The organism is Kribbella amoyensis, assembly GCF_007828865.1.
Classification (GTDB): domain Bacteria; phylum Actinomycetota; class Actinomycetes; order Propionibacteriales; family Kribbellaceae; genus Kribbella; species Kribbella amoyensis.
Window position 1 is genome coordinate 18,158 of the sequence record NZ_VIVK01000003.1, and the last position, 16,166, is coordinate 34,323.

Annotated in this window: 14 protein-coding genes; 3 read left to right on the forward strand and 11 right to left on the reverse strand. The window is 70.2% G+C overall.

Annotated features, from left to right (window positions below):
- Positions 1-137 precede the first annotated feature (137 nt).
- The 5 genes from FB561_RS34195 to FB561_RS34210 form a co-directional block, all read right to left on the reverse strand.
- On the reverse strand, positions 138-545 hold the full coding sequence (locus tag FB561_RS34195; protein ID WP_145814231.1) for a hypothetical protein: 408 nt from the start codon (positions 543-545) through the stop codon (positions 138-140).
- A gap of 103 nt (positions 546-648) precedes the next feature.
- Complete coding sequence (locus tag FB561_RS39070) at positions 649-774, reverse strand: hypothetical protein (RefSeq protein WP_272952592.1); 126 nt, start codon at positions 772-774, stop codon at positions 649-651.
- A gap of 17 nt (positions 775-791) precedes the next feature.
- A complete protein-coding gene (locus tag FB561_RS34200) occupies positions 792-1,418 on the reverse strand; it encodes a vitamin K epoxide reductase family protein (RefSeq protein WP_145814232.1) in 627 nt (208 codons plus the stop codon).
- Positions 1,402-2,067, reverse strand: a complete 666-nt coding sequence (locus tag FB561_RS34205; protein WP_145814233.1) for a DsbA family protein — start codon at positions 2,065-2,067, stop codon at positions 1,402-1,404. The genes FB561_RS34200 and FB561_RS34205 overlap by 17 nt, the downstream gene beginning before the upstream one ends.
- Positions 2,068-2,091: 24 nt before the next feature.
- Complete coding sequence (locus FB561_RS34210; protein WP_337692338.1) at positions 2,092-3,423, reverse strand: hypothetical protein; 1,332 nt, start codon at positions 3,421-3,423, stop codon at positions 2,092-2,094.
- A gap of 266 nt (positions 3,424-3,689) precedes the next feature.
- On the opposite strand from FB561_RS34210, the gene FB561_RS34215 reads away from it, so the two are divergent.
- Entirely contained in the window at positions 3,690-4,943 is a 1,254-nt protein-coding gene (locus tag FB561_RS34215) for an IS110 family RNA-guided transposase (protein WP_145801888.1), read from the forward strand.
- Positions 4,944-4,954: 11 nt separating this feature from the next.
- Here the strand turns inward: FB561_RS34215 and FB561_RS34220 are convergent, their stop codons facing one another.
- Both FB561_RS34220 and FB561_RS34225 read right to left on the reverse strand, forming a co-directional pair.
- Positions 4,955-5,425 carry a cupredoxin domain-containing protein gene (locus FB561_RS34220; RefSeq protein ID WP_145814234.1) on the reverse strand — a complete coding sequence of 157 codons (471 nt, stop codon included), beginning with the start codon at positions 5,423-5,425 and terminating at the stop codon, positions 4,955-4,957.
- A gap of 129 nt (positions 5,426-5,554) precedes the next feature.
- Positions 5,555-5,995, reverse strand: a complete 441-nt coding sequence (locus tag FB561_RS34225) for a hypothetical protein (RefSeq protein ID WP_145814235.1) — start codon at positions 5,993-5,995, stop codon at positions 5,555-5,557.
- 196 nt (positions 5,996-6,191) lie between these two features.
- Between FB561_RS34225 and FB561_RS34230 the strand changes: the two genes are divergently transcribed.
- Entirely contained in the window at positions 6,192-6,527 is a 336-nt protein-coding gene (locus FB561_RS34230; RefSeq protein WP_145814236.1) for a hypothetical protein, read from the forward strand.
- A 198-nt stretch (positions 6,528-6,725) separates the two neighbouring features.
- Here FB561_RS34230 and FB561_RS34235 read toward each other — a convergent pair whose 3' ends face one another.
- The 4 genes from FB561_RS34235 to FB561_RS38880 form a co-directional block, all read right to left on the reverse strand.
- Positions 6,726-8,846: a heavy metal translocating P-type ATPase gene (locus FB561_RS34235; RefSeq protein WP_145814237.1), complete on the reverse strand. Its 2,121-nt coding sequence runs from the start codon at positions 8,844-8,846 to the stop codon at positions 6,726-6,728.
- On the reverse strand, positions 8,839-9,285 hold the full coding sequence (locus FB561_RS34240) for an ArsR/SmtB family transcription factor (protein WP_272952593.1): 447 nt from the start codon (positions 9,283-9,285) through the stop codon (positions 8,839-8,841). The genes FB561_RS34235 and FB561_RS34240 overlap by 8 nt, the downstream gene beginning before the upstream one ends.
- A 134-nt stretch (positions 9,286-9,419) precedes the next feature.
- Positions 9,420-11,480, reverse strand: a complete 2,061-nt coding sequence (locus tag FB561_RS34245) for a S8 family serine peptidase (protein WP_420371366.1) — start codon at positions 11,478-11,480, stop codon at positions 9,420-9,422.
- On the reverse strand, positions 11,393-13,180 hold the full coding sequence (locus FB561_RS38880; RefSeq protein WP_145814239.1) for a S8 family serine peptidase: 1,788 nt from the start codon (positions 13,178-13,180) through the stop codon (positions 11,393-11,395). Before FB561_RS38880 ends, FB561_RS34245 begins: the two co-directional genes overlap by 88 nt.
- 138 nt (positions 13,181-13,318) lie before the next feature.
- On the opposite strand from FB561_RS38880, the gene FB561_RS34255 reads away from it, so the two are divergent.
- Positions 13,319-16,165: an ATP-binding protein gene (locus FB561_RS34255; RefSeq protein WP_145814240.1), complete on the forward strand. Its 2,847-nt coding sequence runs from the start codon at positions 13,319-13,321 to the stop codon at positions 16,163-16,165.
- Position 16,166 lies beyond the last annotated feature (1 nt).

The window sequence follows — 16,166 nt, forward strand, 5'->3', positions numbered from 1 at the left end:
CCCGGCGTCGCTGGAGCAGTTGACTGTCTGGTCGCGTTCGGATTCGGCTTCGGCGTTGCCTCGATCGGCAGACCCACGACTCTGCTCGACCGTTACGGCGGGCGGATCAGGGTTCGGGGACGACGGTAAATCCGCGGTCACGGATCGCGGTGAAGCAGGGTCGACATGTTCGCCAGGCATCGAGGATGCTCACCAGCGGGCAGGAAGGCGTACTGCCGTGGCGCCACGGCGTCGTACTTTCTCTGCGCCCGCTCTGGAGACAGGCCTTCCTCGGCGGCGGCGCGATCCAGAACGCTGCGTGCCTCGGCGATAGAAAGCAGCTTCATCGCTCGCAGTATTTCCGTGGTTCGGCTGGAGTAGCGCACCCGGCCGTCGGCCTGGGTCACCAGCGAGACGGGGATCATGCCGCGCCGGAACGTCGCCGCCTGCAGTCCCCAGAACCAGGTGTTCGCAACCACGGCGAAGAGGTCCGAGTCCCGCAGGCCCAGCGCGAACTCCGCGGCCGACCGGTACGGCGTCCGGTCCGCCAGGTAGGCGTGCTGCACCGCAGTGTCCAACGTTCAGGACGCCCTCGCTGTCGTGCCACATCACCTTGTGCGTCGCACTCGTCACCAGCTCCGGTGGACACGGCCGCATCCGGTTCTCGACTTACTCCCGCTGGACTGTGGTCAGGCCGGTCGCCCCGGCCGGACCCATCGGTACCACCGTCGGCACCACGCGGCGCGGAGCCCCGAGGAAGTCGTCCAGAGCACGGCCCGACAACTGAGTACTCACGGCGAGATCGCGGCGTGTCAGCCGAGGGTTCGCCAGTACGACCAGAACTGCTCGCCCACCAGGGTCACGATGGCGAGGTACCAGACGGTCAGGACGACGCCGTGGTACCTGGTCAGCACCTTCCCGACCGGCAGCCGGGCGAGGTTGTGGAGTGTGACGTACCAAGAGATCGGAATCGTCACGGTCCACACCACCATGCAGTAAGGGCAAAGGGCACCGATGCGGTAAAGGCTCTGGAAGATGAGCCAGTGGACGAACACCACGCCGAACGTGAGCCCGGCCTGCAGGCCCAGCCAGAACCAGCGGCGGAAGGCCGCCCCAGCCAGCAATGCGGCGCCGACCGCGGCCACCATCGCGAAGCCGGCGATGCCGAGCAACGGGTTCGGGAAGCCGAACGCCTCCGCCTGCGGCTCGGTCATCACCGAGCCGCAGGACAGGACCGGGTTGATGCTGCAGGACGGAACGTGGTTCGGGTCCCGCAGCATCGCGATCTTCTCGACCGTCAAGGCCCCGGCCGCCAGCAGACCGACCGTGCCGCCGACCAACAGCAGCCAGGGCAGGAGGCGAGGGAACGCCTCGGCGGGAGGCGCCGCCTCACCTCGCTCCGTGCTCAGGTCCGGCGCGGTGTCACTCGAGAGCGGCATCGATGCTCGCCTTCAAGTCCTCGAAGGACTCCGGCTGGATCTTCTGCCCGTTCAGGAAGAACGTCGGCGTTCCGCTGACCCCGAGCGCCTCACCGTCGGCGACGTCCCGCTTGATCCGCGCCAGCGTCGCCGGGTCGTTGTACACCTTGTCGAACTCCGCCAGGTTCAGGCCGAGGTCCTTCGCGAACCCGCGGAACCGCTCGTCGGCCGGGACCCGCTGCTCGCCCCACTCGGCCTGCGTCTCGTACATCCGCTGGTACATCTGCTCGAACTTGCCCTGCTTCGACGCGGCCTCCACCGCCCGGGCCGCGCGCTCGGCGTTGAAGTGCGAGGGGATCGGGAAGTAGCGGACCACGAACGTCACCTTGCCGGCATAGTCCTTGCGCAGCTGCTCGACCGCGGGGAACGCGGCCCGGCACGACTCGCACTCGAAGTCCAGGAACTCGACGAACGTCACCTTGTTGTCGGGGGCAACGTCCAGCTTGTGACTGTCCGGGCGGACCAGCCGTTCGTGCCGGTCGGTGTCGGTCGCGGCCGACACCTGGTCCGGTGCGTCGTCCGAGCCAGAGTTGCTGACGACCAGCAGGACAGCCACCACCACAGCGAAGGCGGCCGCGATACCGATGGAGATACGGGCGTTCAGACTCATGGGTAAGTCTCCGTTCAGGAAGATTCAGGACGAGAAGAGGAGCAGCAGACCGCCGACGGTGTAGGCGACCATCACGACGAGCAGCGGCACCTGCCCGGCCAGGGCCCGGGCTCGCGGGAACGACGCGACCGCGCGATCGTGGGCGGAGACGACGCCGAGCAGGTGGCCGACAACCACGGCCCCGACCTGGATCGTCGCGATCGCGGCGGAGTGACTGGCGATCGAGGTGTTGACGCCGAGCAGCCCGGTCCCGAACACGTTCGCGCCGTTGCTGAGCGGATCACTCAGCAGGATCAGCGTGCGTTGCCCTTCCAGGACGAGCAGGGTGAAGTAGTGCGCGATCACATAGCCGAGCACGATCGGTACGACGGAGTGCGCGAACAGTCCCGGCAACAACCCCCGAGAGCTGTCTGACAACCGACCGGCCAGGAAGGTGGCACCGGAGTACGTGATGAGGACGAACAGTACGAACGTGGCGAGGGCGAGCGTGCCGAGCAACGTCATCGAGTACCCGGAGTTCTGCGCCCAGCCGATCCATACGGTCGAGTTCGAGAACCCGTCGTATGCCGTGGTGCCGAGCAGCACCGCGACCACGGCGACCAGACCTGGGCGCGGACGCAAGCTGTCCAGGTTCTCCAGGGGACGGCGGACGACGATCGCGCCGTTCTTGCGGCCCCACGGGGACAACTTCGCCATCAGCGTGGCGTAGACCTCGAACGGATCAGCCGCCGCGAACCACCGGTCCCCGAACAACACCGCTCCGAAGAGCGTGCCCACCACGTACAACGCCAGCCACCCCTGCAGGACCGGCAAGGTCGCCCGATCGGGCGCGACCAGTTCCAGCCAGGCGAAGGCGAACAGCCAGACCGCTCCCGGCCACAGACCGGCCCGTGACGACAAGGTGAACAGCCCCCGGCCCGGATCCGCCCGCAGCAATCGGCTGGCCAGCAGGTGCAGGGTGCGGAGTGGATTGAGCGTGCGCCAGACCGGCCCGAACACCAACGACACCGGGACGAGTCCGACCCAGACCAGGATGTAGACGACCCCGAAAATCGGGTTGGTCAACCGGTCCGCGCCGAACAGCAGCGCGACCCCGGCATAGCCGAACGCGGCCAAACCGGACAGGCGGACGATCCAGCGGAACCAGCCGGCGTCGACAGTGGCCGTCACCACCGGCGGGAGCGCTCGGCCGGCGGCAGCACCCCGGTACTTCGGTGATCGCCATGCGAAGCCCAGGATCACGAACGACAGCGCGATGGCGACGCCGGCACCGGTCAGCATGAAGCCGAACGGCACCGGCAGATCCTGTCGCCCGCCGATCCCGTGCAGTGGCAGCACGGCGGCAATCCCGCTCACTGGTGCACCATCCTTTGGTCAGTAACTGTGGATTGGTTGCTGATGCACCCGAGGTGCCGTCTGGTCACTGCCCTGCTCGCTTGACGTCTTGGACGTCCGTCATGAGATCTGCAGGGCCTGGCGGTTACCCGGGGCGTGCCGACCGTCGACAGGGCTGAGCGCCAGGGCTGTGTGCTGCGAGCGCCGATCAGTGAGCGAACCGGCAGCAGCGTCCCGGCACCACATAAGGGTGCCTCCCCACTGGGTCTAGCAGCGAGGAGGCTGACGTGAAGTCTGCCAGAAACACCCTGCCCGAAGAACCTCTCAACGCCGTCACAGCCGGCCTGGACTGGGCCCGCGACGACCACGCCGTATCGGTCGTCAACGCCCGCGGCCAAGAAGTCGACCGGTGCACCGTCGAACACACCGCCGCCGGCCTGCGCGACCTGATCGCCGTGCTGGGACGCAACGGTGTCGGCGAGGTCGCGATCGAACGACCCGACGGCCCGGTCGTCGATGCCCTTCTGCAAGCCGGTGTCACAGTGGTCGTGATCAGCCCGAACCAGGTCAAGAACCTCAGGAGCCGCTACGGATCGGCCGGCAACAAAGACGACCGATTCGACGCCTACGTCCTGGCCGACACCCTGCGCACCGATCGGGCCCGGCTCGCACCGCTCACCCCGGACAGCCCCGAAACCGTCGTACTGCGCCGCGCCTGCCGGACCCGCAAAGACCTCGTCGCTCACCGGGTCGCGGTCGCGAACCAGCTCCGCGCCCACCTGCGGAACGCTTTCCCCGGGGCAGTCGGGTTGTTCGCCGAGATCGATTCTCCGATCAGCCTGCAGTTCCTGACCCGCTTCGACACCCAAGACCGCGCCGACTGGCTCTCGCCGAAACGCCTCGGCGCCTGGCTGGCATCGGTCGGCTACTCCGGCAAGAAAGACCCTGCCGCGCTGCACACCTACCTGCTCGCCGCACCCCGCGGTGCGACCGGCCACGACGCCACCTTGAACGCCCAGATCACCCACGCCCTGGTCGCACTGCTCACCACGCTGGTCGACCAGATCAAAACCCTCACCGGCCAGATCAGCGACCAGCTCACCACGCACACCGATCAGCACATCTTCACCAGCCTGCCCCGCTCCGGCCGCGTCCGCGCCGCCCGGCTCCTGGCCGAGATCGGCGACTGCCGCGCCCGCTTCCCCACCCCCGAAGCCCTCGCCTGCCTGGCCGGAGCCGCACCCTCGACCCGGCAATCGGGCAAACTCCGCACGGTCAGCTTCCGCTGGGCCTGCGACAAACAACTCCGCGACGCCGTCACCGACTTCGCCGGCGACTCCCGACGAGCCAACCCCTGGGCAGCCGACCTCTACGACCGAGCCCGATCCCGAGGCCACGACCACCCCCACGCCGTCCGCATCCTCGCCCGCGCCTGGCTGTTCGTCATCTGGCACTGCTGGCAAAACAACACCGCCTACAACCCCACCAAACACAACGCTCTGCAACACATCCTCAACCCCACCCAGCAGGAGGCGGGTTGACACAGGGCTTCTCATGACACCTGCAGCTTGAAGGCGAGCTTGCCGCTCTCGTGGGTCTCCACCTCGAACAGACCCTTCTGGTCGGTCGTGATGGTCAACGCCGCCGGCTTGCCCGGCTTGAGCTCCAGCGTGTTGTCGTAGCCGTGCACGTGCAGCGATTCGGGGACGTCACTGGTCGCCTTGATCAACACCTTCTGCCCCGCCTTCGCCTTCACGACGGCCTGGCTGGCGGAGACCTTGGTCCCCGCGATCGTGACCTCGACCGTCACGTCGGCCGTCGCGGCAGGCGGGCTGCCGGGAGTCTGCGAGGGCGGCGTGGCCGGCGGAGTACTGGTCGTCGGCGACGAGGAGGTCGGGGCGGCCGACGGCGCGGTCGGCGACGAGCTGGGCGTGGCGGTGGGGGTGTCGCTGCCGCAGCCGGCCAGGGTGGCCAGGGCGAGTGCGGCGGTCAGGCAAAGCCCGGCGATCCGGGATGAAGACATGATGCGAGTACCTCTCGATGGTCAGACAAGATGCGCCCGGGCGCACGGCGACGCGTCGAAACGCCGACGGCGCGGGCGACGGGGAAGGTCAGGTCGTCAGGTCGGCAGGACCGACCGGCACGGATCGGCTCAGGTCCGCAGCACGCAGAGCTTCGCCGGCGATGGCACCAGCCATTGACCGAGGTCGTGCACCGCCGGCACGGCCATCGCGGCCCGGCCATGCGCGGGCCACCACCTGCTGATCAGTACCGGCCGGGCGAACCACCCGAGCAACATCAGCGATACCGAGAGGAACGCGACACAGGCCACACCGCAGTGCTCGACACCCGAGACCGGCGAGGCGAACGGAATCTCGGCCGCGTCGTAGTGCCACGGCCCGACGACGTCGTCCACCGACAAAGGCGCGTACGTCGTAGCGGCAGGCAACTGCACGACGACTGGCCCGCTGAGCGCGGGAACGACCGGTTCGTGCTCGACCGTCAGGCTGTGAAAGGCGACCACGCCGATCACCGCCAGGGCGAACAGGACGCGGCTGAGCGTATTGCTCATCACCGCCCGGCCAGTCTTCATCGCAGACAGAATAACCAGGAGGAGCCAATCTCCACCCACAGCTCTGGTTGCGCAGGTCGGCGGTGAGGTTCGCCGAGTAACGACCGGGCACGGCCGACAAGGCGCCGGTCGGTAGGCTGTGCCGCGTGATCAGCGGAGGAACCGAGCGCGCGGCGCGTCAGCGACGCCTGCGGTTCCTGGGCTGCTACTCCTCGCGGTGGCCGCCGTCCTCGCCCCGCACTGCGCCGACGCTGGTGACCTGCCGGCCGGCGGCCCGCCTGTCACCGTCGCCGAACAGGCCCCCGGGATCTCCGTGCCTGTCTTCGCCTTGGCCCCGCAAGTCTCGGCCGGCGGCGATCACGCCCCGATGCCCGGCGACGAGCTGCTCGGGATGTGCGTGGCGCTGCTCCTCAGCACCATGGCGGTCGCGTTCGTCCACGGGCCGACCCTCCGCCGGCTGCGGCCCGATCGGTTGCCCGGTCGGCTGCCGACTCCTGCGCCGGTGGCGCCCCGCGGCCTGACACTGCCCGAGTTGGGCATCTCCCGGACCTGATCCGGTCGCGGTCCCTGCCCTGTACTCCGCCGGCGCGGCGGCCAGGGGTCGATCCCGACCGCTGACTGCTGTCCGATCGGCCGACGCTGCGTGCGGACCCCTGGTCCCGCGCCGCTCCTCAGCTTTCCTGACACCCGTGTGCTCAGCCGTGAGCTCACTCGACCAACGGACCGTCATGACCCACGTCCACCGAAACCGTCACCGGGCGCCCCCGTGATCGCAGGTGCAGGGACCGTCGCAGCATCCGGACGACGCCGCGACACCCGACCCCCGGGGCGGTTCTCCGGCTGCGCCCGGCGCGGCGCCGAGGGCCAGCAACGTGCGGCCCGCCGGCACGACGGGCGACGCTTCCGCGACGAGCGGCTTCGCGATCGGCACTGTCCTGGCCGCTTGGGCCGCGCGCAGCGCCCGGTGGATGGGGAGGTGCTTCTTCCGGCCGGCGCGGATGCCGTTGCCGATCACCAGGACCTCGGCCAGTTCGTGCGCGGCGACGACCGTCGCCAAACCGAGGACACCGGTGGCCGCCAGAGGGACCAACGCGACCAGGATCCCGCCCGACATCACCAGGTTCTGAGTGAAGACTCGCCGGGCCGCGCGGGTATGGGCGATCGCATCCGGAAGCCGGCGCAGATCCTCGCCCATCAACGCGACGTCGGCAGCCTCGATCGCCACGTCGCTGCCCATCACGCCCATCGCCACGCCCGCGGTCGCGGTCGCCAGCGCCGGGGCGTCGTTGATGCCGTCGCCGACCATGGCCACCGGACCGCGCTGCTGCAACTCGGTCACGATGCGGGCCTTGTCCTCCGGCAGCAACTCGGCGCGCACGTCGGCGATCCCCGCTTCGGCGGCGATCGCCGCCGCGGTCCGAGCGTTGTCGCCGGTGAGCATGACGACCTCGACTCCCTGCCGCCGCAGCATCGCCACCGCCTCGGCGGCCTCCAGCCGTATCTCGTCGCGGACCGCGACGGCTCCGATCAAGGCGCCGTCGTGTTCGACCAGGACCACGGTCGCGCCGGCGTCCTGCAGGCGTTCCACATTGGGCACCAGCGAGTCCGCATCGATGAAGCCGGGTTTGCCGAGCCGGGCCGGGCGACCGTCGACGATCCCCCGCAACCCGTGGCCCGGGACTGCCTCGACCTCCGCACCAGGCGTCAAGGTCGTCGGATCAGCGGCGGCCAGAATCGCGGCGGCGAGCGGGTGCTCGCTGCGAGCTTCCAGGGCGGCTGCGACGGACAGCACTTCGGCCTGGTCAGTCTCCGGCATCGCGACGATCTCGATCACGGTGGGCTCGTTGCGGGTCAGCGTCCCGGTCTTGTCGAGAGCGACGACCTTGACCTCGCCGAGCGCCTCGACCGCGGCTCCGCCCTTGAGCAGTACGCCCGCCTTCGAGGCCGCGCCGATCGCCGCTACCACGGCGACCGGGACAGACAACGCGAAGGCACACGGCGCCGCCGCGACGAGAACGACCAGGGAACGTTCGATCCAGACGCCGGGGTCACCCAGCAGACTGCCGAGACCGGCGACCAGAGCGGCCAGCACGAGGACGCCCGGGACCAGCGGACGCGCGAGCTTCTCGGCCAGCCGCTGACTGGACCCCTTGCGCTCCTGGGCCTCGTGCACAATGTGGACTAGACGAGCCAGCGAGTTGTCCTCGGCCGTCGCGGTCACGGTGATCTCGAGAACGCCGGCCCCGTTGACCGTCCCGGCGAACACCTCGGCTCCCGGCCCGACCTCGACCGGCACCGATTCACCGGTGACCACCGAGGTGTCCAGCGAGCTCCGCCCCGACGACACCACGCCGTCGGTGGCGATCCGCTCTCCCGGCTTCACCAGCAGTACGTCACCGACTCGCAGCTCATCCGGCGCCAACTCCACCTCGGCGCCACCTCGCAGGACGGTCGCGGTCGGTGGGACCAGGCTCAGCAGTGCCCGCAGACCGTGCTGGGTGCGCGCCACGGCGTACCCCTCGAGGCCCTCGGCGATGGAGAACAGGAAGGCCAGCATGGCCGCTTCGCCGTAGTTGCCCAAAGCAACGGCGCCGATCGCGGCCATCGTCATCAGCAGCCCGACGCCGAGCCGGCCGCGCAGCAACGCCCTGATCGTGCCCGGAACGAACGTCGCGGCACCGATCACCAGCGCTGCCAGCTCGGCGATCTTCGCCCAGTCGTTGGGGAGGAACAGGGCAGCCAGCAGCAGCACGCCGGCCACCGCGGCGGCCTGAAGCTCCCGCACCTGCCAAACCGCGGCCGGAGGAGCGGCCGACTCCTCGCCTTCGGCTGTCGCGGCCGGCGCGTCCGTAGCGCAGCAGGCGTCAGCCATGGTTCACCTCGTCCGGCGGGCAGTCGTAGTCCTCCGGACCACAGACCTCGTCACTGACGTCCTCGTGGTCCACCAGCAGCACGAGCGTCGCCAGCTCCGCGAGCGCGTGCGCCAGCCGAGGGTCGGCGAGCTCGTACCGCACCCGACGCCCAACCGGCACAGTCCGCACCAGACCACACCCCCGCAAACAAGCCAAGTGGTTGGACACGTTGCCCCGGGTCATCTCCAGCCGATCGGCGAGATCCGAGGGGAAAGCCGGCTCTTCCAGCAGAGCGAGCAGCAACCGCCGCCGATTCTCATCCGCCAGCGCAGTGCCGACCCGCGCCAACGCAGCGGCATCAACCGCGACACCAAGTCCGTCAGTCATGCCACCAGACGATACAGCCGATACTGAATTAAGCCAATCCTGTACCAATTGCGGCCCTGTGATCTCCAGCATCCACCTTTCCTTCGCTTCCTACGAAGCCTGGAGAGGAGCGCCCCGCCGACCACGCGGCGGCAGGCGAACGGCCTCGGGCAGCGAACAGGCGCGGCCGTTCCCGGATCCGGGAACGGCCGCGTCGGAGTGCGTGGTTACCGCTGCAGCCACGGGGCGAAGTAGGCCACGGTCGCCACGTCGACCTCGACGCCGGTGTCGAAGCTCCCGGCCGTCGTGCTCTGTCCGGTCACGAACATCCGGACCCCCTCCTTGGTGGCGTCGACGGCGATCGCATGACCGCGGTCGGAGGCGCCTACCAGGCCGTCGTACCTGCCGAGCCAGACCTGGTTCCCGCTGGCGGCGTCGTAGGCGATCGTGACGTAGTCACTGCCGGCATCGACGTCGGTACTCGTGCCGGTCACGACCACCTTTTCGCCGTCCGGCGTGACCGCGACGCCCCAGGAGGTGTCGTCGTAGTGCTTCGCGCCGTCGAACCGCTGGACCCAGAGCCGTTCGCCGGTGGCCTCGTCGTACGCGATCGTCGACAGGTCGAACTGCGTGCCGCTGCCCACCGTGTTGCCGGTGACGTAGACCTTGCCGCCGGCCACCGTGATCGCGTACGGGTTGTCGGTGGAGTGCCCCGGGCCGTCGTAGCTGTCCTTCCACAGCGCCTTCCCGGTGGTGACGTCGTACGCGATCGTGGTCAGGTCGACCGAAGTCTTGCCCTCGGTACTGGCACCGGTCACGATCACCGACCTGCCGTCCCCGGACATCGCGATCGCCGACGGCATGTCGTATCCGTGGGTCGGACTGTCGTAGCGGCTCACCCACTTCCGCGTGCCGCTCGCGGCGTCGTAGGCGACGGTGCCCCAGTCGTAGCCGGTCGCCGCGGTCCCCGGGCTCTGGCCGCTGACGATCACCGTCTTGCCATCCTGGCTCAGTGCCATCATCCGGGCGTCGTCGGTCTGGCCACCCTCGCCGTCGTACCTGGTCACCCAGCTCTGCGCGCCGGTCACCGCGTCGTAGGACGCGGTGAAGTAGTCGTCGACGCCACCTTCAGCGAGCGTCGTCATGCCGGTGATGTAGACGTGCTTGCTGTCCGGACCGACCTGGATCGCGTTGGACCAGGCGGTGAAGGCCGCCGGGCCGTTGTACGTCGTCGCCCACTTCTGGGCCCCCGTCGCCGCGTCGTAGGCGATGACGACCGCGTCGGTGCCGGTCTCCTGGCCGGTGGTGGCTCCGGTGACGAAGAGGGTCCGCCCGTCCGGGCTGACCTTCGTGTCCATCGGCTCGGCGTAGGTTCCGGCCGGGCCGGCGTACCGGGAGGTCCACAGCTCGGCACCGGTCTTCGAGTCGTGGGCGACGGTGACGATGCTCATGGAGTACTGACCCGGCACCAAGCCGTAGTTGACGCCGGTGACGTAGGTTCGCTTGCCGGCCGGGTCCAGCACGACCTGTTCGCCGGAATCCTGGACCCCCGCGACACCGTTGACCGCGGTCCAGGCTTCCGCGACCGGTCGCACCACCATCGGGATCCGCACCCGGTGGGTCCCGTCAGCCCAGGTGAGCGCACCGGTGACATAGCTGTTCATCGCTGCCGTCGTCCTGGTGAACGTCATCTTGAACGAGGCGCTCTCGCCACTACCTAGGGTCATGCTGCGCGGCGTCACCTTGACGTCCACCCCGGGCAGCCCGGTGACCGCAGGCCGGTAGGTCGCGCGCGTCTGTCCGACGTTCGTGACGGTCCGCGTCACCGTCTGGGTGCCGGCGAGCCGGGCGATGGCGACCGACGGAGTGTTCAGATCGCTCGGGTCCAGCGACCTCCGCAGGCGCTTCTGCTCGTCGCACACCTCCTGCCTGACACCCTTGGTGGAGCCGCACAGGAACGCCATCCAGTCGCCGACGCCGCTGTCGTAGACCAGCCCGGGGTCGACCGCGCTGTTGGGTACGACGTGTCCGGCGCCCTGTGCGAAAGCTACCTCGGGCTTGCTCGCCGGTCCGTCGAGAAGGTCGGTGCCGGTCGTCATCAGCGCCGACTTGATCGCCATCGGCGACCAGTCGGGATGCCGCTGCTTGAGCAGGGCCGCGAGTCCCGCGACGTGCGGCGCCGCCATCGACGTACCGCTCATCAGGTTGAAGTCGAGGCCGCCCTGCCCAGGCGGCGCGACCGCGGCGAGGATGTCCTGGCCGGGCGCCGCCAGATCGGGCTTGAGCAGGTCGCCGCCGGCCGCGGTGGTCGGCCCGCGCGAGGAGAACGAGGAGATGTACGGCGCGGGTGTGTCGTACGAGACCTTGGCCGCGGAGATGGTGGCGGTGGCGCCGGCGGTGGCGGCGTAGGCCTGGATCGCGGCCCGGTTCGCGGCCGACAGGTGCACCGACGGAACGGAATGGAATGGAGGTCGGCGACGACGTCGTCGGCGGCCGCGCTGGTGTTGACCAGGACCATCCCGAGGCCGCCGGCCTCCTTGACCGCGCGGCTCTTGTTGACGCGCGCGTTGTTGCCCCGCTCGCAGACCACGATCTTGCCCGCCACCTTCGCGGGGTCGAGCACCGGCTTGCCGCCGTTGTCGACGGCGGGGTAGCACAGCTTGGTGAGGAAGTCGCTGGCGTTCGGCAGCCCGATCGTCGCCGCACCGGCGTAGACCAGTGGTGCCGGTCCGGCCGAGGTGGTCGCCAGCGAGGCCCCGGTGTACTTCGCTCCGGTGCCGAGGGTGAGCGTACCGGCGGTGGAGCGGTTGTGGGTGTCCGCCGCGACCGTGGTGATCCACGGCGCCGGGTGGGCGACTGTGGTGGCTGCGGGGCCGCTGTTGCCGGCGGACGCCGAGACGAAGATCCCGGCCTCGGCCGCGGCCAGGAACGCCACCTCGGTGGGGTCGAGCAGGTCGCTGGTCGTCCCGGAAACGGAGAAGTTGATGACGTCCACCCCGTCGGCGACCGCCTGGTCGACAGCGGCGACGACGTCCGAGTTGGCGCCCGACGCGGTGGAGCCGTCCTTGGCCGACCAGAGCGCCTTGTAGGCCGCGATCCGGGCCCGCGGCGCCATGCCGGTGATCGCGCCGAACACCGACGTCGCTCCGGTGGCGGACACCCCGTGGTTACCACCCGCCGTCGAGGCCGTGTGCGTGCCGTGGCCGTTGTAGTCACGGGCGGAGAGGAACTCCCACGGCATCGCCTGCTTGATACCGGCGTCACCGCCCCAGGCCGCGTCGAAGTGCCGTGCGGCGACGATCTTGCCGTTGCAGTCGTCGCTGGTCCACGAGTCGTCGCCCGCTCCGTCGCAGGTCCCCGTGAAACCGGTGAGTGGCGCGTAGGCCTTACCGGCCGGGTCCGGGGTGGCGAAGCTCTTGCTGTCCGGCCAGATCCCGGAGTCGATCACGCCGATGACCAGGCCCTCGCCGGCGTCGCCCGGGCCCTTGAGCTGGTCCCAGAGCCCACCCGGCTTGTCGAGTCCCAGGAATGTCGCGGTCGATGACGTCTGCGTCGTCACCTTCGCGTCCTTGGTCACCGCGACCACATCGGGCATGGCGCGCAGTTGCGCCACCTGCGAGTCGTTCAGCTCCGCCGCGAAGCCGTCGAACGAGTACACGTAGTCGTAGAGCTTCTTCGCGCCGACCGTCCGCAGAGCGCTGTCCTGCCGGTTCCGGAGATGGCCCGCATACCGCTCGACCGCGGCCGACTTCGCGTTGAGCCTCTTGCCTCGCGAAGGCTTGGTCGCGGCGAGCCCGGGGACGTCGCCCTGGTAGGTGGCCACCGGGTCGAGGGCCAGCTGGACGATGTACTTCTGTGCCTGGCCGGCGTCAGCGGCGGGGGGTGCGGCCGCCGACGCGGACGGGACGGCGGCTGCGACCGCGAGCGCGGTCAGCGCCACCGCGACCGGCACCCCTCGCCACAGCTGAGGGGATGTGGACCGTTTCATCGCTCACCTTCCTGTTAGGGCGAATGCCCGGCGACAGTACGGCGGTGTCCACATCCGGGCCATCCGTAGGTCACACGGATTTTTGCCCGTACAGTTGCCGCGACGAGGTGGGTACCGGTGCGAGCAGGAGGACGGAACATGCCTTCTGGATGCCCGGACCGGAGCGGGCTGGTCGGCCGGCACTCCGAGCTCGAACTCCTGCAGGCAACCGTCCGGGACACACCGTCCCTGGCGCTGGTCGAGGGTGAGGCCGGGGTCGGCAAGAGCCGCCTGGTCCGCGAGCTGACCAGCCGCCTGACCGAGGTCCGCACCCTGGTCGGCCAGTGCGAGCAGCTCCAGGAGCCGCTGCCGCTCTCGCCGCTGCTCGACGCCTTCCGCCAGACCGGGGACCGGATCGGTGGTACCAGGACACTCAATCCCGTGATCGGCGCGTTGGCGCCGCTGCTCCCGGAGATCGCGGACCTGCTCCCGGCCCCTCCCCCCGTGCTGACCGATCTGGGCGCCGACCGGCACCGCGTGTTCCGGGCGGCCGTCGCCCTGCTCGAGCACTTCGGCCCGCTGGTGCTCGTCCTCGAGGACCTGCACTGGGCCGACACCGTGACCCTCGACTTCCTGGCCTTCCTCTCCGCGCACCTGCCGCCCCGCCTCGCGGTGATCCTGACCGGGCGCATCGAGACGGAGCGACTACCGATCCGGGAGGCGCTGGCGCGCGCATCGTCGGGTGCGGCCCGCATCGTCCGGCTCAGCCCGTTGAACCGGACCGAGGTGGCCGAGCTCGCCGGCGGAATTCTCACGACCGAGCCCGCGCCGGACTTCACCGATCGGCTGTACGACTGGACCGGCGGCATCCCGTTCGTGGTGGAGGAGGTTCTCCGCACCTTCATGGAGAGTGCGGGGACCGAGCTTCCCGGTGGGCCGGAGACGCTGGACGACCTCGCCGCCCCGACCGTACTGCGGGACGTGGTCGTGCAGCGGTTGCTGTCCCTCGACGAAGAGGCCCGCGAGGTCCTGCACGCCGCTGCCGTCATCGGGCTGGTCGCTGACGACCGGCTGCTCGCCGCGGTGACCGGGCGCGACGCGGCCGGGATCGCGCGTGCCCTTGCCCGCGCCCAGGCACTCGGACTGCTGCACGAAGAGGACGGAACCAGTCGCTTCCGCCACGCGCTCGCCCGGCAGGTGGTGTACGAGTCGACGCCTGCGCCGGAACGCCGATGGCTGCATCTGCGCACCGCCCAGGCCCTGGAGTCGGAGTCGCCCCCGGCCGCCCGGCTCGCGCACCACTACCGGCAGGCGGGACGCCGTACCGAGTTCGTGGCCTGGGCGGAGGTGGCCGCTGACACGGCCCTTGCCCATGGCAACGACGCGGCGGCCGCGCGCTTCCTGGTGATGGCGCTCGGCGCGGACGGTCTCGCCGCCGACGTCAGGGTCCGGCTCGCGGTCGCGCTGGGCCGGGCCGCGGTCGACGGGCTCGCCCACACCGAGGCGCAACCGATCGTCGCTCGGCTCCTGGAGACCGAGCAGCTACCTGCCGCCGTACGCGGCGAGCTGCGCTTCGCGTACGGCCGCCTGCTGCGGCAGTCCGGCGACGCCCGGGCGGGATACCTGGAGATCGAGAAAGCGGTCGGGGACCTTGCCGATGAGCCCGCGCTCCTCGGCCGCGCACTCGCTGTCCTGGCCGCCCCGGAGACTGTGACGGACCGGCACCTGCGTGACCACGAGGCCCGCTGCGACGAAGCGGCGGTGGCTGCTCGACGCAGTGGCGATCGCGGCGTCGACATCGCCGTCCGCATCACGAGAGCGGGACTGCTGCTCGAGCAGGGGCAGCCGGAGAGTTGGCCGCTGATCGAGGACCTCCTCGGCGGCGATCTTCCGGCGTCGTACCGGGAGCACGCGCGAGCCTGCCTGAACTGGGCCCAGGCCGCCTTGCACATCGGTCGCCTGGACCGTGCGGAGGCACTGCTGACCGAAGGACGCCAGGTCGCCGACCGCGCGGAGTACCTGCGCCTCGCGGACGTCGCCGACCTGGTGACCGCCGCGGTCGAGCACGCGGCCGGACGCTGGGACGGCTTGATCGATCGGGTCCGCCGGCTGGGCGGTGCCGACGCCACCTTCGGTGCGGCGTCCCTGGACTCGCACCTGCTGCACGGCTGCCTGCTCGCCGCGATCGGGCCGGCCGAGGAGGCGGCCGACCGGTTCACCGAGGTCATCGCGGTCGCCGATCGGGTCGGCGCCGTCTGGCCGCTGATCTCGGCGCGGACCGCGATGTCGCGGTTGCTGCTGACGCTCGACGACCCCCTGGGCGCCGCCGAGCATGCCTACGCGGCCGTCGCCGACGCCCGCGCCAAGGGCAACTGGGCGTGGGGCGCGGCGCCCGTGCTGAGTCTGGCGGACGCACTGAACGCGCAGGGCCGCGCCGCGGAGGTCGCCGAACTCGTGGACGAACTTGCCGTCGGCCTGGACGGAACCGACGCACCGCGCGCGGAGACCGCCCTGCTCATCGCACGGGCCGTGCTCGCCTCGAATCATGATGCTGAGATCGCCGACGCTCTGCTCGAAACCGCCCGGGCTGCAGCGGCCAGTGCCGGACTGCGGTACGACGAGGCGCAGGCGGCGGAGCGCCTCGGCCTGGGGCGCTGCGAACGGGGCGATGCCCGGGGCGGCGCCGACCTCGAGGCCGCATTGCGGCTGTACGGCGCGCTGCCGGCAGCCCGTGACGTCGCCCGAGTCTGCCGCAGCATGAGGCAGCACGGCGTACCGATCCCCTATCCCTGGCGAGGTGGCCGGCCGGCGCTCGGTGGGACGCTCTCCGCGCGCGAGTACCGCGTGGCCGCCCTGGCGGCTGCGGGCCGAACCAATCAGGAGATCGCCACTGAACTGTTCCTGTCCCGCCGCACGGTCGAGAGCCACGTCTCCAGCGCGCTGCGCAAACTCGGCTGCGCAACGCGGAAGAACCTAGCCACGTTGCTCCTCGACGACAGCGCTTAGC

Excerpts from the sequence above, each read along its gene's own strand:
- FB561_RS38880 (WP_145814239.1), bottom strand. The coding sequence starts at position 13,180 with ATGAAACGGTCCACATCCCCTCAGCTGTGGCGAGGGGTGCCGGTCGCG.
- FB561_RS34235 (WP_145814237.1), bottom strand. The coding sequence starts at position 8,846 with ATGGCTGACGCCTGCTGCGCTACGGACGCGCCGGCCGCGACAGCCGAA.
- FB561_RS34240 (WP_272952593.1), bottom strand. The coding sequence starts at position 9,285 with ATGCTGGAGATCACAGGGCCGCAATTGGTACAGGATTGGCTTAATTCA.
- FB561_RS34205 (WP_145814233.1), bottom strand. The coding sequence starts at position 2,067 with ATGAGTCTGAACGCCCGTATCTCCATCGGTATCGCGGCCGCCTTCGCT.
- FB561_RS34225 (WP_145814235.1), bottom strand. The coding sequence starts at position 5,995 with ATGAAGACTGGCCGGGCGGTGATGAGCAATACGCTCAGCCGCGTCCTG.
- FB561_RS34220 (WP_145814234.1), bottom strand. The coding sequence starts at position 5,425 with ATGTCTTCATCCCGGATCGCCGGGCTTTGCCTGACCGCCGCACTCGCC.
- FB561_RS34255 (WP_145814240.1), top strand. The coding sequence starts at position 13,319 with ATGCCTTCTGGATGCCCGGACCGGAGCGGGCTGGTCGGCCGGCACTCC.
- FB561_RS34200 (WP_145814232.1), bottom strand. The coding sequence starts at position 1,418 with ATGCCGCTCTCGAGTGACACCGCGCCGGACCTGAGCACGGAGCGAGGT.